This window comes from Brevibacterium luteolum (assembly GCF_013004595.1).
In the GTDB taxonomy this organism is placed as follows: Bacteria; Actinomycetota; Actinomycetes; order Actinomycetales; family Brevibacteriaceae; genus Brevibacterium; species Brevibacterium luteolum.
Genome location: NZ_JABEMC010000001.1, coordinates 380,406 through 406,357 on the forward strand (window position 1 = coordinate 380,406; position 25,952 = coordinate 406,357).

General features: G+C 65.2%; 36 protein-coding genes. 33 read left to right on the forward strand and 3 right to left on the reverse strand.

Features of this window, described 5'->3' with window-relative positions:
* The first annotated feature begins 13 nt into the window (after positions 1 to 13).
* Positions 14 to 817, forward strand: coding sequence for a hypothetical protein (locus HLA91_RS01790; protein WP_212753878.1), 804 nt, complete (start codon positions 14 to 16; stop codon positions 815 to 817).
* On the opposite strand, the gene HLA91_RS01795 is transcribed toward HLA91_RS01790, so the two are convergent.
* Positions 765 to 1,790, reverse strand: a complete 1,026-nt coding sequence (locus HLA91_RS01795) for a 6-phosphofructokinase (protein ID WP_170273281.1) — start codon at positions 1,788 to 1,790, stop codon at positions 765 to 767. The two genes, HLA91_RS01790 and HLA91_RS01795, sit on opposite strands and share 53 nt — an antisense overlap.
* A 56-nt stretch (positions 1,791 to 1,846) precedes the next feature.
* Complete coding sequence (locus HLA91_RS01800) at positions 1,847 to 2,530, reverse strand: DUF1707 SHOCT-like domain-containing protein (protein ID WP_170273282.1); 684 nt, start codon at positions 2,528 to 2,530, stop codon at positions 1,847 to 1,849.
* A gap of 495 nt (positions 2,531 to 3,025) precedes the next feature.
* On the opposite strand from HLA91_RS01800, the gene rpsL reads away from it, so the two are divergent.
* From rpsL to map, 31 genes are all read left to right on the forward strand, one after another.
* Positions 3,026 to 3,400 (forward strand): 30S ribosomal protein S12, encoded by a 375-nt coding sequence (gene rpsL, locus HLA91_RS01805; RefSeq protein ID WP_102161472.1) that lies wholly within the window; start codon positions 3,026 to 3,028, stop codon positions 3,398 to 3,400.
* Positions 3,400 to 3,870 (forward strand): 30S ribosomal protein S7, encoded by a 471-nt coding sequence (gene rpsG / locus HLA91_RS01810; protein WP_170273283.1) that lies wholly within the window; start codon positions 3,400 to 3,402, stop codon positions 3,868 to 3,870. Before rpsL ends, rpsG begins: the two co-directional genes overlap by 1 nt.
* Positions 3,871 to 3,942: 72 nt before the next feature.
* Positions 3,943 to 6,048, forward strand: coding sequence for an elongation factor G (gene fusA, locus HLA91_RS01815; RefSeq protein WP_102161476.1), 2,106 nt, complete (start codon positions 3,943 to 3,945; stop codon positions 6,046 to 6,048).
* Positions 6,049 to 6,147: 99 nt separating this feature from the next.
* A complete protein-coding gene (gene tuf / locus HLA91_RS01820; RefSeq protein ID WP_102161478.1) occupies positions 6,148 to 7,356 on the forward strand; it encodes an elongation factor Tu in 1,209 nt (402 codons plus the stop codon).
* A 253-nt stretch (positions 7,357 to 7,609) separates the two neighbouring features.
* Positions 7,610 to 8,917, forward strand: a complete 1,308-nt coding sequence (locus tag HLA91_RS01825) for an extracellular solute-binding protein (protein ID WP_204514178.1) — start codon at positions 7,610 to 7,612, stop codon at positions 8,915 to 8,917.
* Entirely contained in the window at positions 8,914 to 9,900 is a 987-nt protein-coding gene (locus HLA91_RS01830) for a carbohydrate ABC transporter permease (RefSeq protein ID WP_406907626.1), read from the forward strand. The genes HLA91_RS01825 and HLA91_RS01830 overlap by 4 nt, the downstream gene beginning before the upstream one ends.
* Positions 9,901 to 9,903: 3 nt before the next feature.
* The gene (locus tag HLA91_RS01835; protein ID WP_102161480.1) at positions 9,904 to 10,752 is read left to right on the forward strand and encodes a carbohydrate ABC transporter permease; all 849 of its coding nucleotides are present in this window, start codon (positions 9,904 to 9,906) and stop codon (positions 10,750 to 10,752) included.
* A gap of 75 nt (positions 10,753 to 10,827) precedes the next feature.
* On the forward strand, positions 10,828 to 12,093 hold the full coding sequence (locus tag HLA91_RS01840; protein ID WP_102161483.1) for an ABC transporter ATP-binding protein: 1,266 nt from the start codon (positions 10,828 to 10,830) through the stop codon (positions 12,091 to 12,093).
* 425 nt (positions 12,094 to 12,518) lie between these two features.
* Positions 12,519 to 12,827: a 30S ribosomal protein S10 gene (rpsJ, locus tag HLA91_RS01845; protein WP_009379191.1), complete on the forward strand. Its 309-nt coding sequence runs from the start codon at positions 12,519 to 12,521 to the stop codon at positions 12,825 to 12,827.
* A gap of 9 nt (positions 12,828 to 12,836) precedes the next feature.
* Positions 12,837 to 13,511, forward strand: a complete 675-nt coding sequence (rplC, locus tag HLA91_RS01850; RefSeq protein WP_102161485.1) for a 50S ribosomal protein L3 — start codon at positions 12,837 to 12,839, stop codon at positions 13,509 to 13,511.
* A gap of 5 nt (positions 13,512 to 13,516) precedes the next feature.
* Positions 13,517 to 14,194, forward strand: coding sequence for a 50S ribosomal protein L4 (gene rplD, locus HLA91_RS01855; RefSeq protein WP_102161487.1), 678 nt, complete (start codon positions 13,517 to 13,519; stop codon positions 14,192 to 14,194).
* The gene (gene rplW, locus HLA91_RS01860) at positions 14,191 to 14,490 is read left to right on the forward strand and encodes a 50S ribosomal protein L23 (protein WP_102161489.1); all 300 of its coding nucleotides are present in this window, start codon (positions 14,191 to 14,193) and stop codon (positions 14,488 to 14,490) included. The genes rplD and rplW overlap by 4 nt, the downstream gene beginning before the upstream one ends.
* 32 nt (positions 14,491 to 14,522) lie before the next feature.
* Entirely contained in the window at positions 14,523 to 15,359 is an 837-nt protein-coding gene (gene rplB, locus HLA91_RS01865; RefSeq protein WP_102161491.1) for a 50S ribosomal protein L2, read from the forward strand.
* A gap of 15 nt (positions 15,360 to 15,374) precedes the next feature.
* Positions 15,375 to 15,656, forward strand: coding sequence for a 30S ribosomal protein S19 (rpsS, locus tag HLA91_RS01870; protein ID WP_102161493.1), 282 nt, complete (start codon positions 15,375 to 15,377; stop codon positions 15,654 to 15,656).
* Between the two features lie 39 nt (positions 15,657 to 15,695).
* The gene (gene rplV / locus HLA91_RS01875) at positions 15,696 to 16,079 is read left to right on the forward strand and encodes a 50S ribosomal protein L22 (protein ID WP_102161496.1); all 384 of its coding nucleotides are present in this window, start codon (positions 15,696 to 15,698) and stop codon (positions 16,077 to 16,079) included.
* Positions 16,079 to 16,900 carry a 30S ribosomal protein S3 gene (gene rpsC, locus HLA91_RS01880; protein ID WP_102161498.1) on the forward strand — a complete coding sequence of 274 codons (822 nt, stop codon included), beginning with the start codon at positions 16,079 to 16,081 and terminating at the stop codon, positions 16,898 to 16,900. Before rplV ends, rpsC begins: the two co-directional genes overlap by 1 nt.
* Before the next feature lie 2 nt (positions 16,901 to 16,902).
* A complete protein-coding gene (gene rplP / locus HLA91_RS01885) occupies positions 16,903 to 17,319 on the forward strand; it encodes a 50S ribosomal protein L16 (protein WP_102161500.1) in 417 nt (138 codons plus the stop codon).
* 2 nt (positions 17,320 to 17,321) lie between these two features.
* Positions 17,322 to 17,573: a 50S ribosomal protein L29 gene (gene rpmC / locus HLA91_RS01890; protein WP_102161503.1), complete on the forward strand. Its 252-nt coding sequence runs from the start codon at positions 17,322 to 17,324 to the stop codon at positions 17,571 to 17,573.
* Positions 17,573 to 17,869 carry a 30S ribosomal protein S17 gene (rpsQ, locus tag HLA91_RS01895; RefSeq protein WP_102161504.1) on the forward strand — a complete coding sequence of 99 codons (297 nt, stop codon included), beginning with the start codon at positions 17,573 to 17,575 and terminating at the stop codon, positions 17,867 to 17,869. The genes rpmC and rpsQ overlap by 1 nt, the downstream gene beginning before the upstream one ends.
* Before the next feature lie 196 nt (positions 17,870 to 18,065).
* Entirely contained in the window at positions 18,066 to 18,434 is a 369-nt protein-coding gene (gene rplN / locus HLA91_RS01900; protein ID WP_102161506.1) for a 50S ribosomal protein L14, read from the forward strand.
* 2 nt (positions 18,435 to 18,436) lie between these two features.
* Positions 18,437 to 18,805, forward strand: a complete 369-nt coding sequence (gene rplX, locus HLA91_RS01905) for a 50S ribosomal protein L24 (RefSeq protein ID WP_102161507.1) — start codon at positions 18,437 to 18,439, stop codon at positions 18,803 to 18,805.
* Positions 18,805 to 19,377 (forward strand): 50S ribosomal protein L5, encoded by a 573-nt coding sequence (gene rplE / locus HLA91_RS01910; RefSeq protein WP_165884687.1) that lies wholly within the window; start codon positions 18,805 to 18,807, stop codon positions 19,375 to 19,377. Before rplX ends, rplE begins: the two co-directional genes overlap by 1 nt.
* A 66-nt stretch (positions 19,378 to 19,443) precedes the next feature.
* The gene (gene rpsH / locus HLA91_RS01915) at positions 19,444 to 19,842 is read left to right on the forward strand and encodes a 30S ribosomal protein S8 (RefSeq protein WP_102161510.1); all 399 of its coding nucleotides are present in this window, start codon (positions 19,444 to 19,446) and stop codon (positions 19,840 to 19,842) included.
* A 17-nt stretch (positions 19,843 to 19,859) separates the two neighbouring features.
* Positions 19,860 to 20,396 (forward strand): 50S ribosomal protein L6, encoded by a 537-nt coding sequence (gene rplF, locus HLA91_RS01920; protein ID WP_170273284.1) that lies wholly within the window; start codon positions 19,860 to 19,862, stop codon positions 20,394 to 20,396.
* A 2-nt stretch (positions 20,397 to 20,398) separates the two neighbouring features.
* The gene (gene rplR, locus HLA91_RS01925) at positions 20,399 to 20,779 is read left to right on the forward strand and encodes a 50S ribosomal protein L18 (protein WP_102161513.1); all 381 of its coding nucleotides are present in this window, start codon (positions 20,399 to 20,401) and stop codon (positions 20,777 to 20,779) included.
* Positions 20,776 to 21,435, forward strand: coding sequence for a 30S ribosomal protein S5 (gene rpsE, locus HLA91_RS01930; protein WP_102161515.1), 660 nt, complete (start codon positions 20,776 to 20,778; stop codon positions 21,433 to 21,435). The genes rplR and rpsE overlap by 4 nt, the downstream gene beginning before the upstream one ends.
* Positions 21,435 to 21,617 (forward strand): 50S ribosomal protein L30, encoded by a 183-nt coding sequence (gene rpmD, locus HLA91_RS01935; RefSeq protein WP_102161517.1) that lies wholly within the window; start codon positions 21,435 to 21,437, stop codon positions 21,615 to 21,617. The genes rpsE and rpmD overlap by 1 nt, the downstream gene beginning before the upstream one ends.
* A gap of 1 nt (position 21,618) precedes the next feature.
* The gene (gene rplO, locus HLA91_RS01940) at positions 21,619 to 22,071 is read left to right on the forward strand and encodes a 50S ribosomal protein L15 (RefSeq protein ID WP_102161519.1); all 453 of its coding nucleotides are present in this window, start codon (positions 21,619 to 21,621) and stop codon (positions 22,069 to 22,071) included.
* A 256-nt stretch (positions 22,072 to 22,327) separates the two neighbouring features.
* Positions 22,328 to 23,629 (forward strand): preprotein translocase subunit SecY, encoded by a 1,302-nt coding sequence (gene secY, locus HLA91_RS01945; protein ID WP_170273285.1) that lies wholly within the window; start codon positions 22,328 to 22,330, stop codon positions 23,627 to 23,629.
* Between the two features lie 125 nt (positions 23,630 to 23,754).
* Positions 23,755 to 24,324 (forward strand): adenylate kinase, encoded by a 570-nt coding sequence (locus tag HLA91_RS01950; RefSeq protein ID WP_170273286.1) that lies wholly within the window; start codon positions 23,755 to 23,757, stop codon positions 24,322 to 24,324.
* The gene (gene map, locus HLA91_RS01955) at positions 24,324 to 25,196 is read left to right on the forward strand and encodes a type I methionyl aminopeptidase (protein WP_102161523.1); all 873 of its coding nucleotides are present in this window, start codon (positions 24,324 to 24,326) and stop codon (positions 25,194 to 25,196) included. Before HLA91_RS01950 ends, map begins: the two co-directional genes overlap by 1 nt.
* A 75-nt stretch (positions 25,197 to 25,271) precedes the next feature.
* Here the strand turns inward: map and HLA91_RS01960 are convergent, their stop codons facing one another.
* The gene (locus HLA91_RS01960; protein WP_170273287.1) at positions 25,272 to 25,547 is read right to left on the reverse strand and encodes a hypothetical protein; all 276 of its coding nucleotides are present in this window, start codon (positions 25,545 to 25,547) and stop codon (positions 25,272 to 25,274) included.
* A gap of 120 nt (positions 25,548 to 25,667) precedes the next feature.
* On the opposite strand from HLA91_RS01960, the gene HLA91_RS01965 reads away from it, so the two are divergent.
* Entirely contained in the window at positions 25,668 to 25,922 is a 255-nt protein-coding gene (locus HLA91_RS01965) for a BlaI/MecI/CopY family transcriptional regulator (RefSeq protein ID WP_170273288.1), read from the forward strand.
* The last annotated feature ends 30 nt before the right edge of the window (positions 25,923 to 25,952 follow it).

Here is a 25,952-nt window from a genome sequence, read left to right on the forward strand (position 1 = left end):
CACTGCAGCAGCAGTGCTGCCCGCGCCCCTCCCGCCCCTGGCGCCCTCGGACGTCATCTCGCACGAGACCGCCGCACGCCTGCACGGCATGCCTGTCCTCGGAGCCGTCGACGAGGCGCCGATGCATGTCTCGCATCCGCGCAAGGGGGCGGAATCGGCGCTCCTGCGGCGCTGGCGCAACCCGGTGCTGCCTGCCGACCGCCTGACGATCGGCGACCTGCAGATCACCAGCCCGGCCCGCACGGTCATCGATATGGCCCGCGACGTCGGGGTCATCGCAGGGGTGCTGGCCGCTGACCATCTGCTGCGCGGTGCGCACGACCGGGAGCACACCCGGCGAGAGCTGCACACCGTGGCCGACACGCAGCAGCGGCGCAACCGCTTCGCCCAGGTCCGGACGGTGCTCCAAGCCGCCACCGGCGAGGCGGTGACACCGGCTGAATCGGTGCTGCTCGCCGTGCTGCGCGGTCTGGGAATCACCGGCTTCCGGCAGCATGTCGTACTGCCGGGGGCCGAAGAGCCGGCCGAGGGAGCGGCAGTGTCGTTCCTGTTTCCCCGCCTGCGTGTCGTCGTCGATGTCTGCCGGGCAGGGGAGAGTATGCAGGTGCTCGAATCCGCCCATGAGTCGATCAGCGCACTCGGCTACGAGGTTGTGGCCTTCGATGCGCAGGAGCTGCTGGCTCTGGCAGCAGACCCCACGTCAGCCGGCCAGCTGCAGGATCGGGTGGCCGCACGACTGGCGCCCACCCTGCTGGCGGACGAATTCAGCCGAGCAGCACCTGGACTTCATCCCACCTGTGCTGCGGGACGAACTTGAGCCGGTCAACGGCCTCGGCCATCGGCACCCGGATGATGTCGGTGCCGGTCAGGCTGGCCATCTGACCCCAGTCGGCGTCGTGGCACAGATCGACAGCCGCCATCCCGAGCCGGGTGGCGAGCACCCGGTCATAGGCCGTCGGGGAGCCCCCGCGCTGCAGGTGGCCGAGCGTCACCGCCCGGGTCTCCAGACCGGTGCGCTCTTCGATGATCGGGGCGAGGTGGTTGCCGATGCCGCCCAGACGCACCCGCCCGTGCTTGTCGAGACCGGCATCTGAGACCTGGTCGTCGAGGCCCTCGGGCACGAAGCCCTCCGCCACGACGACGAGCGGGGCGCGGCCGCGATCCCACGCTGAGCGCACCCAATCGCAGATCTGCTCATAGCCGACCGGGAACTCCGGGATGAGGATGGCATGAGCGCCGCCGGCCATGCCCGACTGCAGCGCGATCCAGCCGACATTGCGGCCCATGACCTCGAGCACCATGCAACGGTGATGGCTTTCGGCCGTCGTGCGCAGCCGGTCGATCGCCTCAGTGGCGATCTCCTGGGCGGTGTCGAAGCCGAAGGTGTAGTCGGTGTTGTCCAGATCGTTGTCGATCGTCTTCGGCACGCCGACGACCGGCAGCCCCTCGTCATCAGCCAGTCGCGAGGCGCCGGCAAGCGTGCCCTCGCCGCCGATCGCGATGACGGCGTCGATGCCGCGCGCGGCCATCACCTCGCGCATCTTCTCCGGCCCGCCGCCTGAGTACGGGTGCGTGCGCGAGGTCCCGAGAATGGTGCCGCCGCGGGCGCCGATGCCGCGGACGTCGACCATATGCAGCGGATGGATATCGTCTTCGAGCAGCCCGCGCCAGCCGTCCCGGATTGCGGAGAAGCTGTAGCCGTACTGGCGGATGCCCTTGCGCACCGCCCCGCGGATGACAGCGTTGAGTCCGGGGCAGTCGCCGCCGGAGGTCAGAATGCCGATGTTCACTGCAGGTCCTCTCGGGTCGGTGTCAGGTTCAAGGTCAGGTCGGTTCCCGGGAGCGCTCAGCGGTCCTCGGGAGTCCAGTTCGGGTCGAGCTTGACGTCGTGGCCGGCCATGAGGTTGAAGCCGTCGAGGATGAGCGTGCCGTTGGAGCCGTCTCCGTTGGCGTTGCGGGCGATGTCGTTGCCGGCGAGGAAGTTGACGGTGTTGTCGATGACCTTGACGCCGGCCGGCACGTAGATGTCATGTCCGGCCATCACCGCGACGTTCGTGAGCCTGAGCTCCACGCCGGGGCCCATCACCTCGTGCAGGTAGATCTCGCTGCCGCCCATGAGCGCATACGTCTCGACCTTCGAGGTGCCGGCGACGATCGTCTTCGCGGAGCCGCCGAGGACTGCGATGTCGTAGACGGGTTTGCCGGTGCCGGGCGTGGCTGGCGGAATGTGCTTGCGGCGGTGCGACAGCGCCGTGCCCGAGGTGCCGTGCCCGAGGTCGATTCCGGCCTCGGCGCGCAGCCGGGCCACCAGCTCATCGCCTTCGGGCAGGTCGTCGATGAGCTCGGGGAGTTCGGCGAGGAACTTCGTTGCCATCGTCGCCTCCTGCCGCTCATCGAGCTCCGTGGGGTCGAGGCGACCGGAGGCGTGGGCGGAGGAGAGGACGTCGAGGACGGCGTCGCGGTCCTGATCGCTGGCGCGTAGCTTGCGGGGCCGGTCGCTGTCGCCGGCGCTGGGTACGAGGTCGGACATGTGCCCAGCATAGCCAAGCCCGGCGAACGGAACGTGACCTGTGTGTGACGCCGGGGAACGCAGTGTCTGTGGCGCGGCCCACCGCCGCAGTCAACGCGGATTCCCTGCGCGGAACCCGGCGCTGAAGTCGTTTTGACCGGCGGCGCCGCCACCGTTTAGGCTGTACTGTGACTGATTGTGATCAGATCGTGTCCGCATGCGCGCACGAGGCTGTGTCGCCCGCTCCGCACCGGGTGACGAAGAGCAGCCGCGGGCGGCGTCATGCAGGCCGCAAGGCCCCATCGGTTCTCTGACTGGCTGTTTCGGCAGCTCGACAAGGGCGCCCTGCCATCATGGCACATCCGGTTCCGGATGCAGCGGGGACTCGCGGGGACTGGGGACGGGCAGGCAGCTTCACCCGCTCCCAGCAGGACATGTCCGAGGGTGCGGACGGCACAGCAGGCGCTGTGATCGCCATCGGACTTAGGTATATCGAGAAGCATCGGAGAATATTCAGTGCCAACAATCCAGCAGCTGGTCCGCAAGGGCCGGCACGACAAGGCCGCGAAGAACGCGACGCCTGCCCTCAAGGGCAGCCCGCAGCGCCGCGGCGTGTGCACGCGTGTGTACACCACCACTCCCAAGAAGCCGAACTCGGCACTGCGCAAGGTCGCACGTGTCAAGCTCTCCAGCCAGATCGAGGTGACCGCCTACATTCCGGGCGAGGGTCACAACCTGCAGGAGCACTCGATCGTGCTGGTCCGCGGAGGCCGTGTCAAGGACCTCCCCGGCGTGCGCTACAAGATCGTGCGCGGATCGCTCGACACCCAGGGTGTCAAGGGCCGCCAGCAGGCACGCAGCCGTTACGGAGCCAAGAGGGAGAAGAAGTAATGCCACGTAAGGGTCCCGCCCCCAAGCGACCGGTCGGCATCGATCCGGTCTACCACTCGCCGCTGGTCACCCAGCTCATCAACAAGGTGCTCCTCGACGGCAAGCGCTCCACCGCTGAGCGCATCGTCTACAGCGCCCTCGAAGCCGCCGCTGAGAAGGCCAACACCGACGCGGTTTCGCTGCTCAAGAAGGCCCTGGACAACATCCGCCCGGCGCTCGAGGTCCGCTCGCGCCGTGTCGGCGGTGCGACCTACCAGGTGCCGGTCGAGGTGCGTGCAGCGCGCTCGACCACCCTCGCTCTGCGGTGGCTCGTCGGCTTCGCTCGTCAGCGCCGTGAAAAGACCATGACCGATCGCCTCCAGAACGAGATTTTGGATGCGAGCAACGGTCTGGGCGCCGCTGTGAAGCGCCGCGAGGACATGCACAAGATGGCCGAGTCCAACAAGGCCTTCGCCCACTACCGCTGGTAAGCGACGCTGGGCCGGACCGGCTCGACCCGGTCCGGCCTGCTGTCCAACTCAACGAGACGGAAGAGAGACACCGTGGCACTCGACGTGCTGACTGACCTCAAGAAGGTCCGCAACATCGGCATCATGGCTCACATCGATGCCGGTAAGACCACCACCACCGAACGCATCCTGTTCTACACCGGTGTGAACTACAAGCTCGGCGAGACCCACGACGGCGCCTCGACGATGGACTGGATGGAGCAGGAGCAGGAGCGTGGCATCACGATCACCTCGGCTGCCACCACCTGCTACTGGGAAGACAACCAGATCAACATCATCGACACCCCGGGCCACGTCGACTTCACCGTCGAGGTGGAGCGCTCGCTGCGCGTGCTCGACGGTGCCGTTGCCGTGTTCGACGGCAAGGAAGGCGTTGAGCCGCAGTCCGAGACCGTGTGGCGTCAGGCTGACAAGTACGACGTTCCGCGCGTGTGCTTCGTCAACAAGATGGACAAGCTCGGTGCTGACTTCGACTTCACCGTCAAGACCATCCGTGAGCGCCTCGGCGCCAAGCCGCTGGTCATCCAGCTGCCGATCGGTGCTGAGTCCGACTTCCGTGCTGTCATCGACCTCGTTGAGATGAAGGCCTGGGAATGGCCCGACGAGTCGAAGATGGGCCAGGACATGGTCGAGATCGAGATCCCCGAGGAGCTCAAGGCACGCGCCGAGGAGATGCGCGCCAACCTCATGGAGGATGTCGCTGAGGCCAGCGAAGAGCTCATGGACAGGTACCTCGAAGAGGGCGAGCTCACCATCGACGAGCTCAAGGCCGGCATCCGCCAGCTGACCATCTCCTCTGAGGCGTTCCCGGTGATGTGCGGTTCGGCGTTCAAGAACAAGGGCATCCAGCTCGTGCTCAACGCCGTCATCGACTACCTCCCGAGCCCGCTCGACGTCCCGGCTGTCGAAGGCTATGCCCCCGGCAAGGAGGACGAGGTCGTCACCCGCGAACCGCGCAAGGACGGACCGTTCGCCGGTCTGGCCTTCAAGGTCGCCAGCCACCCGTTCTTCGGAACGCTGACCTACGTCCGCGTGTACTCCGGAACCGTGAAGTCGGGTGAGCAGGTGCTCAACACGACCAGCGGCAAGAAGGAGCGCGTCGGCAAGATGTTCCAGATGCACTCGAACAAGGAGAACCCTGTCGAGGAAGCAGTCGCCGGACACATCTACGCCTTCATCGGCCTCAAGGAGACCACCACCGGCGACACCCTGTGCGACCCGCAGCAGCCGGTCGTGCTCGAGTCGATGTCCTTCCCGGAGCCCGTCATCTTCGTCTCCATCGAGCCGAAGACCAAGGGCGACCAGGAGAAGCTCTCGACCGCCATCCAGAAGCTGGTCAAGGAGGATCCGACCTTCACCGTCAACCTCAACGAGGAGACGGGCCAGACCGAGATCGGCGGCATGGGCGAGCTGCACCTCGATGTGTTCGTCGACCGTATGAAGCGCGAATTCAAGGTCGAGGCCAACATCGGCAAGCCGCAGGTCGCCTACCGCGAGACCATCCGCCGCAAGGTGGAAAAGGCTGACTACACGCACAAGAAGCAGACTGGCGGTTCCGGCCAGTTCGCCAAGGTGCAGGTCACCATTGAGCCCATGGAGGTCACTGGCGACCAGATCTACGAATTCGAGAATGCCATCACCGGCGGCCGCGTGCCGCGCGAGTACATCCCGAGCGTCGACCAGGGCATCCAGGATGCCATGCAGATGGGCGTGCTGGCCGGCTACCCGCTGGTCGGCATCAAGGCCACCCTTGTGGACGGCCAGTACCACGATGTCGACTCCTCGGAGATGGCGTTCAAGATCGCCGGCTCGATGGTCCTCAAGGAGGCCGTCCAGAAGGCGAGCCCGGCTCTGCTCGAACCGCTCATGGAGGTCGAGGTGCGCACCCCGGAGGAGTACATGGGTGACGTCATCGGCGACCTGAACTCGCGGCGCGGACAGATCCAGTCGATGGAGGATGCCACAGGCGTTAAGGTTGTCCGTGCGCATGTTCCGCTGTCGGAGATGTTCGGCTACATCGGCGACCTGCGGTCGAAGACCCAGGGTCGTGCCATGTACTCGATGCAGTTCCATAGCTATGCGGAGGTCCCGAAGGCTGTCGCCGACGAGATCATCCAGAAGACCCGCGGCGAAGAGTAATCTCGCCCGTTGCTGCTGGCGCCAGCCGGCAGCTGTCAACAACAGAAGAGGCGCGGGACATGGACCGCATGTCCCGAACCAACCACGAGGAGGAACCCAGTGGCAAAGGCTAGTTTCGACAGGACTAAGCCGCACGTCAACATCGGTACCATTGGTCACGTTGACCACGGTAAGACGACTCTGACCGCGGCTATCACGAACGTTCTGGCAAACAAGTACCCGGACCTGAACCAGGCTCAGGCCTTCGACCAGGTCGACAACGCGCCGGAAGAGAAGCAGCGCGGCATCACCATCAACGTCTCGCACGTTGAGTACGAGACCGAGAAGCGTCACTACGCACACGTCGACGCCCCGGGCCACGCTGACTACATCAAGAACATGATCACCGGTGCCGCTCAGATGGACGGCGCGATCCTCGTGATCGCCGCCACCGACGGCATCATGGCGCAGACCCGCGAGCACGTCCTGCTCGCTCGCCAGGTCAACGTTCCGTACCTGCTCGTCGCTCTCAACAAGACCGACGCCGCACTCGCTGAGTACGGCGACGACGCTGATGAGATGCTCGAGCTCGTCGAGATGGAGATCCGCGACCTGCTCGGTTCGCAGGACTTCGACGAGGACGCCCCGATCGTCCGCGTCTCGGCTCTCAAGGCTCTCGAAGGCGACCCGGAGTGGGTCAAGACCGTCGAGGAGCTCATGGACGCCGTCGACGAGAACGTTCCGGAGCCGGAGCGCGACATCGACAAGCCGTTCCTCATGCCTGTCGAGGACGTCTTCACCATCACCGGCCGCGGCACCGTCGTGACCGGTCGTGTGGAGCGCGGCGTGCTGCTGCCGAACGAGGAAATCGAGATCGTCGGCATCAAGCCGCAGTCGCAGAAGACCACCGTCACCGCCATCGAGATGTTCCGCAAGACCTTGCCGGACGCTCGCGCCGGTGAGAACGTCGGCCTCCTGCTCCGCGGCACCAAGCGCGAGGACGTCGAGCGCGGCCAGGTCATCTGCAAGCCGGGCTCGATCACCCCGCACACGAAGTTCAAGGGCCAGGTCTACATCCTGCAGAAGGAAGAGGGCGGACGTCACAACCCGTTCTACTCCAACTACCGCCCGCAGTTCTACTTCCGTACCACCGACGTCACCGGCGTCATCGAGCTGCCGGAAGGCACCGAGATGGTCATGCCGGGCGACAACGTTGAGATGACCGTTGAGCTCATCCAGCCGATCGCTATGGAAGAGGGCCTGCGCTTCGCCATCCGCGAGGGCGGCCGCACCGTCGGCGCCGGCCGTGTCACCGAGATCATCGCCTGATCACTGATCAGCTGATGTGATCGACACACGATCACACTGAAGCCCCGGGAGTCATTCCGACTCCCGGGGCTTCGTGCATCCAGCGCCCTCATCTGGTCTTCTGGTCGGCTCTTCCCACGCGTTCGCCGATTCTCCGCTAAGGTGAGACCAGAATTGTGATGTGTCTTGCAGGATCCCTCAATGCACCGCACAGGGCTGCACGGCACCGGCGAGGTTCGCAAGAACCGCGAGACGGAAGGCTGGAGGAGCGCTGATGACGGATCCATCCCGCCGCCGCAGGACCCGGCTGCTGGCCGGAGCGGCGATGGCGACAGCGACGCTCATGGCCCTCAGCGGCTGCGGCACGCAGGAGGACGCGAAGACGCTGACGTGGTACATCGACCCTGACAACGGCGGCAAGGCGGCGATGGCCGAAGCCTGCACCGAGGCCTCCGGGGGCAAGTACACGATCCAGACCTCGATGCTGCCCAGCGACGCAGCCGGTCAGCGCGAACAGCTCATCCGAAGGCTCGCCTCCAAAGACAACTCGATCGACATCATGAGCATCGACACCGTCTACGTGCCCGAGTTCGCCAACGCCGACTTCATCGCCCCGGTGCCCGAGGAGTACGTCGACGAATTCACCGACGACGTCGTCGAGGCGGCAGTCGAGTCCTCGATGTGGGAGGACCAGCTCGTCGTCGCCCCCGTCCAGGCCAACACCCAGATCCTGTGGTACCGCAAATCCGTCGCCGAGGCGGCCGGCCTCGACATGTCCAAGCCGGTGACCTGGGATCAGATCATCGAAGCTGCCAAGGACCAGGACAAGGAGATCGGCGCCCAGGGCATCCGCGCCGAATCCCTGACCGTGTGGGTCAACGCGCTGTACGAATCCCAGGGCGAGCCGATCGTCAAGGATCCCGAAGCCGAACCCGAGGACACCGAACTCGGACTCGACTCCCCAGCAGGGGAGAAGGCTGCAGAGATCGTCGACACGATCGGGTCTGAGGGCCTGGGCGGACCGAACTTCTCCAACCTCGACGAGCAGGGCGCTATGCTGCGCTTCCAAGGGGAGAACGGCGGATTCATGGTCAACTGGCCCTTCGTCTACCCAGCCATGAAGGCCGCCGTCGAGGACGGCAGCCTCGACCAGGAGGTCTTCGACGACGTCGGCTGGGCGCAGTACCCCGCCGTCGAAGAGGGTACGCCGGGAGCCGCACCGCTCGGCGGCGGCAAGCTCGCCGTCGGCGCGTTCTCCGACCACCAGGACGAAGCCTTCGAAGCGATCAGCTGCATCCGCGAGACCCAGAAGCAGTCCGAGTACTACATCACCGACGGACTGCCGCCGGCCACCCGCGCCGCCTTCGACGATCCGAAGGTGCAGGAGGAGGCCCCGTACTCGGATGCGATCCTCGACTCGCTCGAAGTGGCGAAGTCCCGGCCGATCTCGCCGTACTACAACGGCATCACCGGCGGCATCCAGCGATCCTGGCACCCGCCGGCTGACGTCAGCCCCCAGAGCACACCGAAGACCTCAGCCGATCTCATCCTCGAGATCCTGCGTGGAGAGGCGCTGCTGTGACCAACGACGACACACACCTGCTCACGACCTCCAAGACCGAGGCGACGGACTCCGCTCCAGGACAGGGCGCCTCGGCGGCGGGCAAGAAGAAGTCCAAGGCGCACAAGTCCCAGCGAACGAAGGACGAGGCGCGCCTGGGCCTCCTGCTCGCCTGGCCGGCCGGAGCCGTGCTGCTGCTGGTGACCGGCTACCCGATCCTGCAGGCGGTCTACCAGTCCTTCTTCAACAAGCGGCTGACCGACCCGGACAACGCCTACTTCAACTGGGGCCTGAACTACGTCACCGTGCTGACCGACCCGCTGTGGTGGCAGACCCTCGGGTTCACCCTGCTCATCACCGTCTTCACCGTCGCCGTCGAGCTCGTGCTCGGCTTCGCGTTCGCCGTTGTCATGCTCAACGCGCTCAAGGCCGTCCGTGGGCCGATCCGCACGATCATCCTCATCCCCTACGGCATCATCACCGTCGTCGCGGCGTTCTCCTGGAAGTACGCCTTCGACCTGGGCACCGGCTTCGTCGGCACCTGGCTGGGGATGGAGAGCTTCGACTGGTTCGGCAACTTCTGGTCCTCCTTCGCCGTCATCTCCCTGGCAGAGATCTGGAAGACCACCCCGTTCATCTCACTGCTCATGCTCGCCGGCCTCGCCCAGATCCCCGGCGACATGCTCGAAGCAGCCACCGTCGACGGCGCCAGCCGCTGGCAGCGCCTCGTGCGGGTGACCCTGCCGAACATGAAGGCCTCGATCATGGTCGCGCTCATGTTCCGCACCCTTGAGGCCTTCCGCATCTTCGACTCGGTGTTCGTCATGACCGAGGGCGCCAACGGGACGGCCACCGTGTCCTCGCTGGCGTATGACCAGACGATCTCGCAGCTGCAGACCGGCCTCGGTTCGGCAGTATCCGTGCTGCTGTTCATCGCAGTCGGCCTCATCTGCCTGCTGTTCATCAAGGGCTTCAACGTCAACCTCGGTGCAGGGAAGGAGTAGGACATGGATTCCGGCAAGAAGACACCGCTGGCGACCTTCGGCTGGATCGCCGCCTTCATCCTCATCGGGCTGTGGGCGCTGTTCCCGGTGGTGTGGACCCTGTCGCTGTCGCTCAAGAGCTCAGCTGACATCTCCAACCGTCAGTTCTGGCCGACGCAGATCAGCTGGGAGAACTACGACCTCATCATCAACGGGGCGGCGCGCGACCTGTTCCTGCCGGCGCTGCGCAACTCGATCGCGATCTGCCTCATCGCCACGCTCATCGCCGTCATCCTCTCCACCCTGGCCGCCTACGCGATCGCCCGGCTGGAATTCCCCGGCAAGCGGTTCGTCCTCTACATGTCACTGGCCGTCACGGTCTTCCCGGTCATCTCGCTCGTCACCCCGCTGTTCAACCTGTGGTCGGTCGTCGGGCTCTACGACACCTGGCTCGGCCTCATCATCCCGTACCTGTCGCTGACCCTGCCGATCTCGATCTGGACGCTGACCTCGTTCTTCCAGCAGATCCCGTGGGAGCTCGAACAGGCCGCCCAGGTCGACGGTGCGAAGTCTTTCCAGGCCTTCCGCAAGGTCATCGTCCCACTGGCTGCCCCCGGCGTGTTCACGACTGCGATCATCGCGTTCTTCATCGCCTGGAACGACTTCCTCTACGGCATCTCGCTGACCTCGACCTCAGCGGCCCGCCCGGTCCCGGCGGCGCTGTCGTTCTTCACCGGCGCCAGCCAGTTCGAGGAGCCGGCCGGTGCGATCGCCGCGGCCGCGATCGTCGTGACCATCCCGGTCATCATCATCGTCCTCGTCTTCCAGCGCCAGATCGTCTCCGGCCTGACCTCGGGTGCGGTGAAGGGATGACCCGCACCACCACCTCGGCAGCGGCCGGCGACCGCGCGGCACACACAGCTTCGGCACCCCATTCAGGAGATCAAGATGGCTGAAATCGAACTCAAGAACATCGTCAAGCGCTACGGCGACGGCTTCCCGGCCGTCAACGACGTGTCGCTGAGCATCGACAACGGCGAGTTCGTCATCCTCGTCGGCCCCTCCGGCTCCGGCAAGTCGACCCTGCTGCGGATGATCGTCGGCCTGGAGGACATCACCGAAGGCGACCTGTTCATCGACGGCAAGCGGGTCAACGACCTGCCGCCGCGCGACCGCGACCTGTCGATGGTGTTCCAGAACTACGCCCTGTACCCGCACCTGACGGTGTACGAGAACATCGCCTTCCCGCTGCGACTGAACAAGGAGCACTACGACGAGAACGAGGTGAGCGCGCGCGTCGAGCGCGCGGCGAAGATGCTCGAACTCGGCGAGCACCTGCAGCGCAAGCCGGCCAACCTCTCCGGCGGCCAGCGCCAGCGTGTGGCGATGGGCCGGGCGATCGTCCGCGATGCCAAGGCGTTCCTGTTCGATGAGCCGCTGTCGAACCTCGATGCGAAGCTGCGCGGCCAGATGCGCACGGAGATCGCGCGCATGCAGCGCCAGCTCGGCGTCACCACCGTCTACGTCACCCACGACCAGACCGAGGCGATGACGCTCGGCGACAAGGTCGCCGTCCTCAAGCGCGGCGCACTCCAGCAGTACGCCAGCCCGCAGGAGCTCTACCGCGAGCCGCTCAATCTCTTCGTCGCCGGCTTCATCGGCTCCCCGTCGATGAACTTCCTGCCCGTCGAGTACGTCGACGGCCGCCTCAGCTCGCCGTTCGGCGACTTCGAGCTGCCGGGCAAGCGGGCCAAGGGCCTGAAGGATGCCCCGCAGCTGCTCATCGCCGGCATCCGGCCCGAGGCCTTCCGCGATGCCACCCTCATGGACGCCGATGAGCGCGACCGCGGTGCCGTCATCACCGCGAAGGTCGACGTCACCGAATGGCTGGGCAACGAGATCTACGCCTACCTGCCCTTCGAGCCCAAGCCCGAGGTGCAGGAGGCACTCGACGAACTCGACCGCGACCTCGACGGCGAGGGCATGCGCCCGCAGGTCGTCGCCGCGCTCGAACCGAGCTCGCAGGTCCGTGAGGGCGATGACGTCGAGCTGTGGTTCGACCCGGCTGATGTCATGGTCTTCAACCCCGAGACAGGCGAGAACCTCACCCGCGATGAGGACCGCGCCCGCGAGATCAGCAAGCGCGTCGAGGAGCAGCGCAAGCGCGCACTCGAGCGCGCGCAGTCCGAAGAGGGCTCGATCGTCTCGAACTGACCTGCAGCCGGCCTCGGCTGCCAACGCGTGAGCGCACCCGGTATCGTGCCGGGTGCGCTTCGCTGTCCGCGCCCGAGGTGTGACGCGCCTGCGTGCGGAAGCTCACGCGGCGCTGCCCGGTGTGGTAGGGTGCCCGATTTGCCTCCCGGTGAGCGGCTGTGACAGTATAGACAAGTTGCGTTTTGGGCAGATGACCCCTGCACTGCGGTCGCTGTGCCGCGAACAGCCCAGAATCGACCGGAAGAATCTGGATGATCCGGGTTCGCTTGCACCGGGCAGCCATTTGATGAATGCGCGTACGTTCAGCCGGAAGGCAAAGACGACACGCCCGACCTCGGGGGTCGGTCACAGCAAGCCGGCGCAGACCATGCGATCCGTACGGACCATGGTTGATGGCCGGAGGACCAACAGAAAGAGACGAAGCCATGGCGGGACAGAAGATCCGCATTCGGCTCAAGTCGTACGACCACGCCGTCATCGACAGTGCAGCACGCAAGATCGTGGACACTGTGACGCGCGCGGGAGCTACGGTTGTGGGCCCAGTGCCGCTGCCGACGGAGAAGAACGTGTACTGCGTCATCCGTTCGCCGCACAAGTACAAGGACAGCCGCGAGCACTTCGAGATGCGCACCCACAAGCGCCTCATCGACATCGTTGACCCGACGCCGAAGGCCGTCGATTCGCTCATGCGCCTCGACCTTGCCGATGACGTCAACATCGAGATCAAGCTCTAAGGGGGAGTAATGGCCAACACCCGTTCACAGCCGCTCCCCACCACACGTGCCGTCAAGGGCCTCATGGGCACCAAGCTCGGCATGACCCAGGTGTGGGACGAAAACGCCAACCTTGTTCCGGTCACTGTGGTCAAGGCTGACGCCAACGTCGTCACCCAGATCCGCAGCGAAGACGTCGACGGCTACTCGGCCGTCCAGCTCGGCTTCGGTGAGATCGACCCGCGCAAGGTCGACAAGCCGACCTCCGGCCACTTCGAGAAGGCCGGTGTCGCTCCGCGTCGCCACCTGGTCGAACTGCGCACCTCCGATGCTGCTGAGTATGAACTCGGCCAGGAGCTGGGCATCGACGTGTTCGAGGCCGGCGCCAAGGTCGACGTGACTGCCACCAGCAAGGGCAAGGGCACCGCTGGTGTCATGAAGCGCCACAACTTCGCCGGTGTCGGAGCCTCGCACGGCCAGCACCGCAACCACCGCAAGGCCGGCTCGATCGGCGGGGCTGCTACCCCCGGTCGCGTCTTCAAGGGCATGCGGATGGCCGGACGCATGGGCAATGTGCGCCGCACCACCCAGAACCTGACGATCCACGCTGTCGACACCGACAACAACCTGCTCCTCATCAAGGGCGCCGTCCCCGGCCCCAAGGGAGCAGTCGTGCTCGTTCGCTCCGCAGCGAAGGAGGCCTGAGAGAGATGACTGAAACCAAGACCATCGACGTCCTCGACGCCGCCGGCAAGAAGTCCGGATCCGCTGAGCTGCCCGCAGCAGTCTTCGGCATCCAGACCAATGTGCCGCTCATCCACCAGGTTGTGGTGGCTCAGATGGCTGCCGCACGTCAGGGCACCCACAAGACCAAGACCCGCGCTGAAGTGCGCGGCGGCGGCCGCAAGCCGTACCGCCAGAAGGGCACCGGCAACGCCCGCCAGGGTTCGATCCGCGCACCGCAGTACGCCGGCGGCGGCATCGTCCACGGCCCGGTGCCGCGTGACTACTCGCAGCGCACCCCCAAGAAGATGAAGGCCGCTGCCCTGCGCGGCGCCCTGTCCGACCGCGCCCGCCTCGACCAGATCTTCGTGGTCAGCGCTCTCGTCGACGGTGAGAAGCCCTCGACGAAGCAGGCACGCGCAGCCCTGGAGAACATCTCGACACGGCCGAACAAGCTCGTGGTGATCGAGCGCGGTGATGACCTCACCGAGCGCAGCGTGCGCAACCTGCCCAAGGTTCACGTGCTCACTGCCGAACAGCTCAACACCTACGACGTCCTCATGGCTGACGACATCGTCTTCACCGAAGCCGCTCTGCAGCGCTTCCTCGACATGTCGGCCGCTAAGAAGACCACGGCTGAGTCCGGTGAGGAGGAAGCCAAATGAGCGTCACGTTCAAGGACCCACGCGACATCATCATCGCGCCCGTCGTGTCTGAGAAGACCTACGCGCTGATGGACGAAGGCAAGTACACCTTCCTGGTGGACCCGCGTTCGAACAAGACAGAGATCAAGTACGCAATCGAATCGATCTTCGGTGTCAAGGTGGCATCGGTGAACACCCTCAACCGTGAGGGCAAGCGCCGCCGCACCCGCACCGGCTGGGGCAAGCGCAATGACACCAAGCGTGCCATCGTCGCCCTCAAGGAAGGTTCGATCGACATTTTCGGCGGATCGCTCTAAGAGCGGTCAGACCTGAAGAAGGATAGAGACTCATGGGAATCCGTAAGCACAAGCCGACGACCCCGGGCCGCCGCGGCTCATCGGTCGCCGACTTTGTAGAAGTGACCCGGTCTACGCCGGAGAAGTCGCTTCTGCGTCCGCTGCCCAAGAAGGGCGGACGCAACAGCCAGGGACGCATCACGACCCGCCACCAGGGCGGAGGCCACAAGCGCCAGTACCGTGTCATCGACTTCCGTCGCCATGACAAGGACGGCGTGCCGGCACGTGTTGCGCACATCGAATACGATCCGAACCGCACGGCTCGCATCGCGCTGCTGCACTACGCAGACGGGGAGAAGCGCTACATCATCGCCCCGGACAAGCTCAAGCAGAACGACCGCATCGAAGCCGGACCGTCGGCTGACATCAAGCCGGGCAACAACCTCGCACTGCGCAACATCCCGGTCGGTACCGTGGTCCACGCAGTCGAGCTGCGTCCGGGCGGCGGTGCGAAGATCGCCCGCTCCGCCGGCGCATCGGTTCAGCTCGTCGCCAAGTACGGCCCCTACGCTCAGCTGCGTATGCCGTCGGGCGAAATCCGCAACGTCGACGCCCGCTGCCGTGCCACGGTCGGCGAGGTCGGCAACGCCGAGCAGTCCAACATCAGCTGGGGCAAGGCCGGCCGTATGCGGTGGAAGGGCAAGCGCCCGACCGTCCGCGGTGTCGTCATGAACCCGGTGGACCACCCGCATGGTGGTGGCGAGGGCAAGACCTCCGGTGGCCGTCACCCGGTCAGCCCGTGGGGTCAGCCGGAAGGCCGTACCCGCCGCCCCAACAAGGAAAGCGACAAGCTCATCGTGCGTCGCCGCCGTACCGGCAAGAAGCGTTGATAGGGAGCCTGAAACATGCCTCGTAGTCTGAAAAAGGGCCCCTTCGTTGACGAGCACCTCTTCAAGAAGGTTGATGCTCAGAACGAAAAGGGCACCAAGAACGTCATCAAGACGTGGTCCCGTCGCTCGATGATCATCCCGGACTTCCTGGGACACACGATCGCCGTGCACGACGGACGCAAGCACGTTCCGGTGTTCATCACCGAATCCATGGTCGGGCACAAGCTCGGCGAATTCGCCCCGACGCGGACGTTCCGCGGCCACGACAAGGACGATCGGAAGGGCAAGCGCCGCTGAGGCGCTGCCTGACGATCGGCAGAGAGAAAGAAGGAAACGATGGAAGCCACGGCGAAAGCACGCTACCTGCGTGTCACGCCTCAGAAGGCTCGTCGCGTCGTTGACCTCATTCGTGGTCAGCAGGCGACCGAAGCCCTCGCGGTGCTGAAGTTTGCAGAGCAGTCGGCCTCCGAACCGATCTACAAGCTGGTCTCCTCCGGCATCGCCAATGCGCGTGTCAAGGCAGACAAGCTCGGTGAGGCCTTCAACGAAGACGACCTGGTCATCTCCGAAGCATTCGTAGATGAAGGACCGATCATGAAGCGGTTCCGCCCGCGTGCCCAGGGGCGCGCCGGTCGCATCAACAAGCGCACCAGCCACATCACCGTGGTGCTCGCATCCGGTGATGACGCCAGCGCTGACGGACGGAAGGAAGACCGCTGATGGGCCAGAAGATCAATCCCAATGGATTCCGTCTCGGAATCACCACCGACCACAAGTCCAAGTGGTTCGCCGACTCGACCAAGCCGGGTCAGCGCTACAAGGACTACGTCGGTGAAGACGTCAAGATCCGCGCGATGCTCTCCGATGGACTCGAGCGCGCCGGCATCTCGAAGGTCAACATCGAGCGCACCCGCGACCGTGTGCGCGTCGACATCCACACCGCCCGCCCGGGCATCGTCATCGGGCGTCGCGGCGCGGAAGCCGACCGCATCCGCGGCAAGCTCGAGAAGCTGACCGGCAAGCAGATCCAGCTCAACATCCTCGAGGTCAAGAACCCCGAGATCGACGCACAGCTCGTCGCCCAGGGTGTTGCCGAGCAGCTCGCCAGCCGCGTGGCCTTCCGCCGCGCAATGCGCAAGGCGATCCAGTCGGCACAGCGCGCTGGCGCCAAGGGCATCCGCGTGCAGTGCTCGGGCCGCCTCGGCGGTGCTGAGATGAGCCGTTCGGAGTTCTACCGCGAAGGCCGTGTGCCGCTGCACACCCTGCGCGCGAACATCGACTTCGGCCTGTACGAAGCGCACACCACCTTCGGCCGCATCGGCGTGAAGGTCTGGATCTACAAGGGCGACATGACCGACAAGGAGCTCGCCGCACAGGAAGCTGCACAGCCGAGCCCCCGCGGAGGACGCGGTGGACGCGGCGGTCGCGGTGGACGCGGCGGTCGCGGTCGCGGCGGCGAACGTCGCAACGACGCCCAGCAGAAGAAGAACGACAACACTGCCGACGCAGCTCCGGCTGCACAGGCCGGATCGGAGGGCTGATCATGCTGATCCCTCGCCGAGTGAAATACCGCAAGCAGCACCACCCCAAGCGGCGTGGACTGGCGACCGGCGGCACGACCGTGGCGTTCGGTGACTACGGCATCCAGGCTCTCGAGCCGGCCTACGTCACCAACCGTCAGATCGAGGCTGCGCGTATCGCCATGACCCGTCACATCAAGCGTGGCGGCAAGGTCTGGATCAACATCTACCCGGACCGCCCGCTGACCAAGAAGCCGGCCGAAACCCGTATGGGTTCCGGTAAGGGCTCGCCGGAGTGGTGGGTTGCAAACGTCAAGCCGGGTCGCATCATGTTTGAGATCGCCGGCGTTTCGGAAGAAGTGGCACGCGAGGCCCTGCGCCTGGCCATCCACAAGCTTCCGCTCAAGGCTCGCATCGTGTCGCGTGAAGGTGGTGAATGACAATGGCGATCGGTTCCAAGGAACTCAACATGGACGCCCTCGACGGCTTCGACAATGACCGTCTTGTCGAAGAACTGAAGAAGGCCAAGGCCGAACTGTTCAACCTCCGGTTCCAGTCCGCCACTGGTCAGCTCGAAAGCCACGGACGCCTCAAGGCTGTCCGGCGCGACATCGCACGGATCTACACCGTGTTGCGTGAGCGCGAGCTCGAGATCCGCTCGAACCCGGCAGCTGCCAAGGAAGAGGATAAGTAATGGCCGAGCAGAAGACTCAGCCGGCACAGGCTGAAGCCGCTCCGGAACGCGGGTCGCGCAAGACCGCTCGCGGCTACGTCGTTTCGGACAAGATGAACAAGACCATCGTCGTCGAGGTCGAAGACCGCAAGATGCACCGCCTCTACGGCAAGATCATGCGCACGACGAGCAAGCTCAAGGCACACGACGAGGACAACACCGCCGGCATCGGCGACCTCGTCCGCATTGCCGAGACCCGTCCGCTGTCAGCCACCAAGCGCTGGCGTCTCGTTGAAATCATCGAGCGCGCCAAGTAAGATGGTGTGGTTTGCTCGTCGAGGCACCGGTTTACCCGGTGCCTCGGCGGGCGTCCAGCTCAGCTGAAGCCCCATCACCCTCCCGGTCCCGCCTTATCCGCGGCGGCCACCGGGCTTGGGGCGGACATCAAGTAAACAGACGTTCCGTCAGGCTCATCAGATCGGTGAGAACCGACGCGACGACAGGAGAGAACAAGTGATCCAGCAGGAGTCGCGACTCAAAGTCGCCGACAACACCGGTGCCAAGGAGATCCTGGCCATCCGGATTCTCGGCGGTTCAGGTCGACGTTACGCCGGAATCGGCGACACCATCGTCGCCACCGTCAAGGACGCTATTCCCGGTGGCAACGTCAAGAAGGGCGATGTGGTCAAGGCCGTCATCGTCCGCACCCGCAAGGAACGCCGTCGCAACGACGGCTCGTACATTTCGTTCGACGAGAACGCAGCTGTCATCCTCAAGACCGACGGCGAGCCCCGTGGAACCCGTATCTTCGGACCGGTCGGTCGCGAGCTGCGCGACAAGAAGTTCATGAAGATCATCTCGCTCGCTCCGGAGGTGCTGTGAGTATGGCGAACAAGCTCAAGATCAAGAAGGGCGACCTCGTCCAGGTCATCTCGGGTGCTCGTCAGGAGCGCGGGGGCGACCGCGGCAAGCAGGGCAAGGTTCTGGCTGTCTTCCCGGACACCAACCGTGTCCTCGTCGAAGGCGTCAACCGCGTGAGCAAGCACAAGCGCGCCGGACAGACCGCCTCGGGCGCAACCGCCGGCGGCATCGAGATCCACGAAGCGCCGATCCACATTTCCAACGTCATGCTCGTCGACCCGACGGACAACAAGCCGACTCGCGTGGGATACCGCGAAGAGGTCGTTGACCGCGATGGTCGCAAGCGCACCGTGCGGGTCCGCATCTCGCGCCGGACCGGGGAGGACATCTGATGACTGACACCACTGTGCAGAACCGTCCCCTGCCGCGTCTCAAGCAGGTCTACCGCGAAGAGATCGTGGCAAAGCTGCAGGACGAGTTCGGCTACGCCAACCCGATGCAGGTTCCGACGCTGACCAAGGTCGTCGTCAACATGGGTGTCGGAGACGCCGCCCGTGACTCGAAGCTCATCGAAGGCGCGATCCGCGACCTGACCCTCATCACCGGTCAGAAGCCGGTCGTGACGAAGGCCAAGAAGTCGATCGCCCAGTTCAAGCTGCGTGAAGGACAGCCCATCGGCGCACACGTCACCATGCGCGGCGCCCGCATGTGGGAGTTCCTCGACCGCGTCGTCTCGCTGGCTCTGCCGCGTATCCGCGACTTCCGCGGGCTCTCGGACCGCCAGTTCGACGGCAACGGCAACTACACGTTCGGCCTGACCGAGCAGTCGATGTTCCACGAGATCAACCAGGATGCCATCGACCGCGTGCGCGGCATGGACATCACGGTTGTCACCACCGCCAAGACCGACGACGAAGGCCGTGCGCTGCTCCGCCACCTCGGCTTCCCGTTCAAGACCAACTAAGCACTACGTTGCAGGTCCGGCCGGACACCCGGCAGGAAACCGCAACGAGGAAGGGCAGAAGCCCACATGACAATGACTGATCCCGTCGCAGACATGCTTACGCGTCTGCGCAACGCCAACTCGGCGTATCACGAGGATGTCAGCATGCCGTACAGCAAGCTGAAGTCCAGCATCGCCGAGATCCTCAAGGCAGAGGGCTTCATCGCAGACTGGAGCGTCGAAGACGCCGAGGTCGGCAAGAAGCTCATGCTCGACCTGAAGTTCGGTCCGAACCGTGAGCGTTCGATCGCCGGTCTGCGCCGCATCTCGAAGCCGGGTCTGCGGGTCTACGCCAAGTCCACCAACCTCCCGAAGGTCCTCGGTGGTCTGGGCATCGCGATCCTGTCGACCTCCTCGGGTCTGCTCACTGACAAGCAAGCCGCAAAGAAGGGCGTGGGCGGAGAAGTCCTCGCCTACGTCTGGTAAGGGAAGGAGAGCAAGCAATGTCACGTATTGGCAAGCAGCCGATCTCCGTTCCGTCTGGTGTTGAGGTCAACATCAACGGCCCCGAGCTCGACGTCAAGGGACCGAAGGGCAACCTCTCGGTCACCATCCCGGAGCCTATCTCGGTGAAGCTCGACGACGGCACGCTGACCGTCGAGCGCCCCAACGATGAGCGCGAGTCCCGTGCCCTGCACGGCCTGACCCGCACCCTGATCAACAATCAGATCATCGGCGTCACCGAGGGCTACTCCAAGCAGCTCGAGATCGTCGGCACCGGTTACCGTGTGCAGGCCAAGGGCCAGAACCTCGAGTTCTCCCTCGGCTACAGCCACACGATCACCTTCGAACCGCCGGAGGGCATCACCTTCCAGGTCGAGGGATCGAACAAGGTGACCGTCACCGGCATCGACAAGCAGCTCGTCGGAGAGACCGCAGCGAACATCCGCAAGCTGCGCAAGCCGGAGCCCTACAAGGGCAAGGGCGTGCGCTACGCCGGCGAACAGATTCGCCGCAAGGTTGGAAAGGCTGGTAAGTAATCATGGCCTTCGGAATGAAGAAGAGCTACGGCAAGGGCAAGGCTGCCGCTCGTGCCCGCCGCCACGCTCGCCTGCGCAAGCACATCTCCGGCACCGCCGAACGTCCGCGCCTCGTCGTGAACCGTTCGTCGCGGCACATGTTCGTCCAGGTCGTCGACGACTCCGTCGGCAAGACGCTCGCCTCGGCCTCGACCATGGAAGCCGATCTGCGCGCATCGAGCGACGACAAGACCGCAAAGGCTCGCAAGGTTGGCGAACTCGTCGCCGAGCGTGCGAAAGCAGCCGGTATCGAGGCTGTCGTGTTCGACCGTGGCGGCAACGCCTACCACGGTCGCGTGGCAGCGATCGCCGAGGGTGCCCGTGAAGGAGGACTGTCCCTGTGAGCACTGAAGAGAACAAGGACCAGCAGGTCACCAGCACCGAGAACGCCCCGAAGCAGGACGATCAGCGCGGCCGTGGCCGCGGTCGTGGTCGCGGTGAAGGCGGCGGACGTCGCGGCGGTCGTGGAGACCGTGACGACAAGAACCAGTTCATCGAGCACGTCGTGACCATCAACCGTGTGTCGAAGGTCGTCAAGGGCGGACGTCGTTTCTCGTTCACCGCTCTCGTCGTCGTCGGCGACGGTGACGGCATGGTCGGCATGGGCTACGGCAAGGCGAAGGAAGTTCCCGCGGCCATTGCCAAGGGTGTCGAGGAGGCGAAGAAGAACTTCTTCCGCGTCCCGCGCATCCAGAAGACCATCCCGCACCCGGTGCAGGGCGAAGACGCCGCTGGCGTCGTCCTCCTGCGTCCGGCCGCACCGGGTACCGGTGTGATCGCCGGTGGTCCGGTCCGCGCCGTCCTCGACTGCGCAGGCATCCACGACATCCTCTCGAAGTCCCTGGGCTCGGCCAACGCGATCAACATCGTGCACGCGGCCATCGCAGCCCTCAAGGGCCTCGAGCGTCCTGAGGAAGTGGCAGCACGCCGCGGACTCCCGGTCGACGAAGTTGCACCGCACGCCATGCTGCGGGCTGCTGAAAGCGGGGCGAACGCGTAATGGCACAGCTGAAGATTACCCAGGTCAAATCGACAATCGGTGGCAAGCAGAACCAGCGCGATACGCTGCGGACCCTCGGTCTCAAGCGGATCAACGATTCTGTCACGCGTGAGGACAGCCCGGAAGTCCGCGGCATGGTCAACACCGTGCGCCACCTGGTCACATGTGAAGAGGTGGACTGAAATGGCAGATGAGAAGGCACTCAAGCTCCACCATCTGCGTCCTGCTCCCGGCTCCAACACCGCCAAGACCCGCGTGGGTCGCGGTGAGGCGTCGAAGGGCAAGACCGCCGGTCGCGGCACCAAGGGCACCAAGGCCCGCTACCAGGTGCCGCACGGCTTCGAAGGTGGACAGACCCCGCTGCACATGCGCCTGCCGAAGCTGCGCGGCTTCAAGAACCCGAACAAGGTTCACTACCAGGTTGTCAATCTCGACAAGCTGTCGTCGCTCTTCCCCAACGGCGGAGACGTGACGGTTGAAGACCTCGTCGCCAAGGGCGCAGTGCGCGCCAACCAGCCGGTCAAGGTGCTCGGCACCGGAGAGATCTCCGTGGCCGTGAACATCACCGCTGACAAGTTCTCCGGCTCTGCAGCCGAGAAGATCGCAGCGGCCGGCGGCTCGACCACGACGCGCTGAGGATCCGTCCTCACCGTCTGAAGAGCCACGCTCTGAGATGAAGAGGGAGGTCCGCCCCGTGCGGGCCTCCCTCTTGTCGTCTCCGACCACGGCAGCCGAGCCCTGTCTCCGCGCCGAAATTCTCGCTTTCCGATTGCTCTCTGGCAGGCGAGTCCTGATAAGGTCGGTCAGGTACTAAATGACTTGAACGTATTCTCGGGCCCGTGAGCAGCCACCGCTGCCTGCCTGCCCGAGGTGAAGATCCCCAGGAGGACGCTTGCTCGGCGCAATTGGGCGGGCTTTCAAAACGCCCGATCTGAGGAACAAACTCCTCTTCACTCTCGGCATCGTTGTGCTCTACCGCATCGGCGTCTTCATCCCGGCCCCCGGCATCGACTACGGGCAGGTGCAGGAATGCGTTGCCTCCCCGCAGATGACGCAGGGCGCCTTCGGGCTCATCAACCTCTTCAGCGGCGGCGCGCTGCTGCAGCTGTCGATCTTCGCGCTGGGCATCATGCCCTACATCACCGCCAGCATCATCACCCAGCTGCTGCGCGTCGTCATCCCACGCTTCGAGGCCCTCCACAAGGAAGGCGCCTCCGGCCAGGCCAAACTGACCCAGTACACCCGCTACATGACGATCGGCCTCGGCCTGCTCAACGCCACGACACTCGTGACGACCGTGCGCTCCGGCGCACTCTTCGGCGACGTCGCAGCCTGCCAGAACCTCATCGTCAACGACACCTGGTGGGGCATCGGCATCATCGTGCTCACTCTGACCGCCGGCACCGGCCTCATCATGTGGATGGGTGAGCAGATCACCGAGCGCGGTGTCGGCAACGGCATGTCGCTCATGATCTTCACTGCCGTGGCCGCCGGCTTCCCGGCCTCCTTCGGCGGCATCCTGCGCACCCAAGGCATCGACATCTTCGCCATCGTGCTGCTCGTCGGCCTGGCGATCGTCACCCTCGTCGTCTTCGTCGAGCAGTCCCAGCGCCGCATCCCGGTCCAGTACGCCAAGCGCATGGTCGGCCGCCGCATGTTCGGCGGCACCTCCACCTACATCCCGATCAAGGTCAACCAGGCCGGCGTCATCCCGGTCATCTTCGCCTCCTCGGTGCTGTACCTGCCGAGCCTCATCTCCCAGTTCGGCGACCCGGAGTCGTCGTGGGTGCAGTGGATCAACAAGTACTTCACCTCCGGTGACCACCCGCTGTACATGGCGATCTACTTCCTGCTCACCATCTTCTTCGCCTACTTCTACGTCGCGATCACCTTCAACCCCGAAGAGGTCGCCGACAACATGAAGAAGTACGGCGGCTTCATCCCCGGCATCCGCGCCGGCAAGCCGACTGAGCGCTACCTCAGCTACGTGCTCACCCGCATCACCTTCCCCGGTTCGCTCTACCTTGCGGTCATCGCGATGATCCCGCTCATCGCGCTTGTCCTCATCGGCGCGAACCAGGACTTCCCGTTCGGCGGCACCTCGATCCTCATCGTCGTGGGCGTCGGCCTCGAGACGGTCAAGCAGATCGACTCGCAGATGCAGCAGCGCCACTACGAGGGCCTCCTGCGCTGATCGCCGGGGCTGCGGCGCCCGCCCGGGCTGCCGTGCCCGAGGCGGTGGGCGCCCAGGTGCCCCGCCGCCGGACCGGCCGGCTGGCCGGTCGTAGAATGGGGGCACACTCCTATGAAAGGAAGCACATGAGCGTACGCATCATCCTCATCGGCCCGCCCGGTGCCGGCAAAGGCACCCAGGCCGCCAAGCTGAGCGAGAAGCTCGGCATCCCGGCGATCTCGACCGGTGACATCTTCCGCGCCAACGTCGCCGGAGAGACCGAACTCGGCAAGACCGCCAAGCGGTACATGGACGCTGGCGAGTACGTGCCCGACGAGGTCACCAACTCGATGGTCCAGGACCGTCTCGGACAGGATGATGCGCAGGCCGGCTTCCTGCTCGACGGCTACCCGCGCACCGAGGCGCAGGTCGCCGAACTCGACCGCATCCTCGAGGGCATGGGGGAGAAGCTCGACCACGTCGTCGAGCTCACCGCCGACACCGACGAGGTCGTCGAGCGTCTGCTCGCCCGCGCCCAGCTGCAGGGCCGCAGTGACGACACCGAAGACGTCATCCGCCATCGCCTCGATGTCTACGCCGAGCAGACCCAGCCGCTGACTGACATCTACGCTGAGCGCGGCCTGCTGCGCCAGGTCGACGGACTCGGCGAAGTCGACGCCATCACCGACCGCATCATCAAGGCCATCGACACCTGATGTTCGGACCGCGCCTGGAGCTCAAGACCCCGGCACAGATCAAGACCATGCGCAAGGCTGGTCTCGTCACACGGGCGGCCCTGGAGGCCGCCCGTGCGGCGTGTGTGCCCGGTGCCACCACCGCCGATGTCGACGCCGCCGGTGCCCGCGCGATCGCCGAGGCCGGCGCGCGCTCGAACTTCAAGGGTTATCACGGCTTCCCCGGCACGCTGTGCGTGTCGGTCAATGAGGAGATCGTCCACGGCATCCCCGGCGGCCGGGTGCTCGAAGCCGGCGACATCGTCTCGATCGATGGGGGCGCGATCGTCGGCGGATTCCACGGCGACTCTGCGATGACGGTCTTCGTCGGCGGCGAAGAGGCTGCCAGTGCCGAGGACCGGGAGCTCTCCCGGGTCACCGAGGCATCCATGTGGGCAGGCATCGCCGCCTTTGCCACTGCCGCCCGCGTCGGGGAGATCGGTGCCGCGATCGAGGAGACCGTCGACGATCTCGGCAGCGCAGCCGCCCTGAGCGAATCGCTCGGCACACAGCGCTCGCGTGGCTTCGGTCTCATCATGGAGTACACCGGCCACGGCATCGGATCCCAGATGCACATGGAGCCCGAAGTGCTCAACTACGCAGCCAAGCAGCTCGGCCCCAAGATCAAGCCCGGACTCGTGCTGTGCATCGAGCCGATGCTCACCGCCGGTTCTGCTGCCACCGAGGTGCTGGACGACGACTGGACCGTCGTGACGAAGGACGGCTCGCACGCCTCGCACTGGGAGCACGCCGTCGCCCGGCACTCGAAGGGCATCTGGGTGCTCACCGCACCCGACGGGGGAGCAGCGGGACTGGCGCCCTACGGCATCACCCCGGTGCCGCTGGAGGACTGAGACCGGCGCCGCCGTGAGGCATCACCAGCTGGCCGACATGACCGGCTGGCCGACGTGACCGGCTAGCTGCACCGCTCAGCCGGCTGCGGGACGCCGCGCAGCAGCCTGCTCGTCTGCAGCCGGTGCTGACTTGTCGACAACTCCGCCGCCGACATAGGTGCCGAGGTACGTGCCGCCGAATGTCAGCAGTCCCAGGCCGAGCATCCAGAACACCGTCTGCTCGATGCCGTATCCGATGATCATGAAGATCGCGAACGTGATCACCAGCGTGATCGACGTGGCCATGATCGCCATGCTCGCGGCGTGCTGAGACTTGTACATCGCTGTCTGTGCTTTGGGATTGACCGTCACCATGCCGATTCTTCTCCTCAAATACCCGAAACATCTGTGATTCCACCGTAGGGTGAGGGAAAGCTCAGTGGCTAAGACGTCCCGAATCGGAGCAGAACTGTGGCGCATGAGCGTTATCGCGTGACCCGAGCAGGATTCGATGTGGTGTCGGTGTTCGGCAGCCTCAGCGCTGCAGCCGGGCCCGGCACTGTGATCACTGCTGTACTTACAGAGCGCGGCTGGACGGCATCGAACGTCCGCAACCAGGTCACCCGGCTGCTTGAGCGCGGCGTGCTCACGGCCGAACGGGCCGGCCGCCACGCCGTCTACCGGCTGGCTCCGGCGATCGCCCGTCGATTCAACTCGATCCGCGGCTGTGCCGAAACACCGGCCTAAGACGGGTACTTCTATGCGATCTTCTACTCG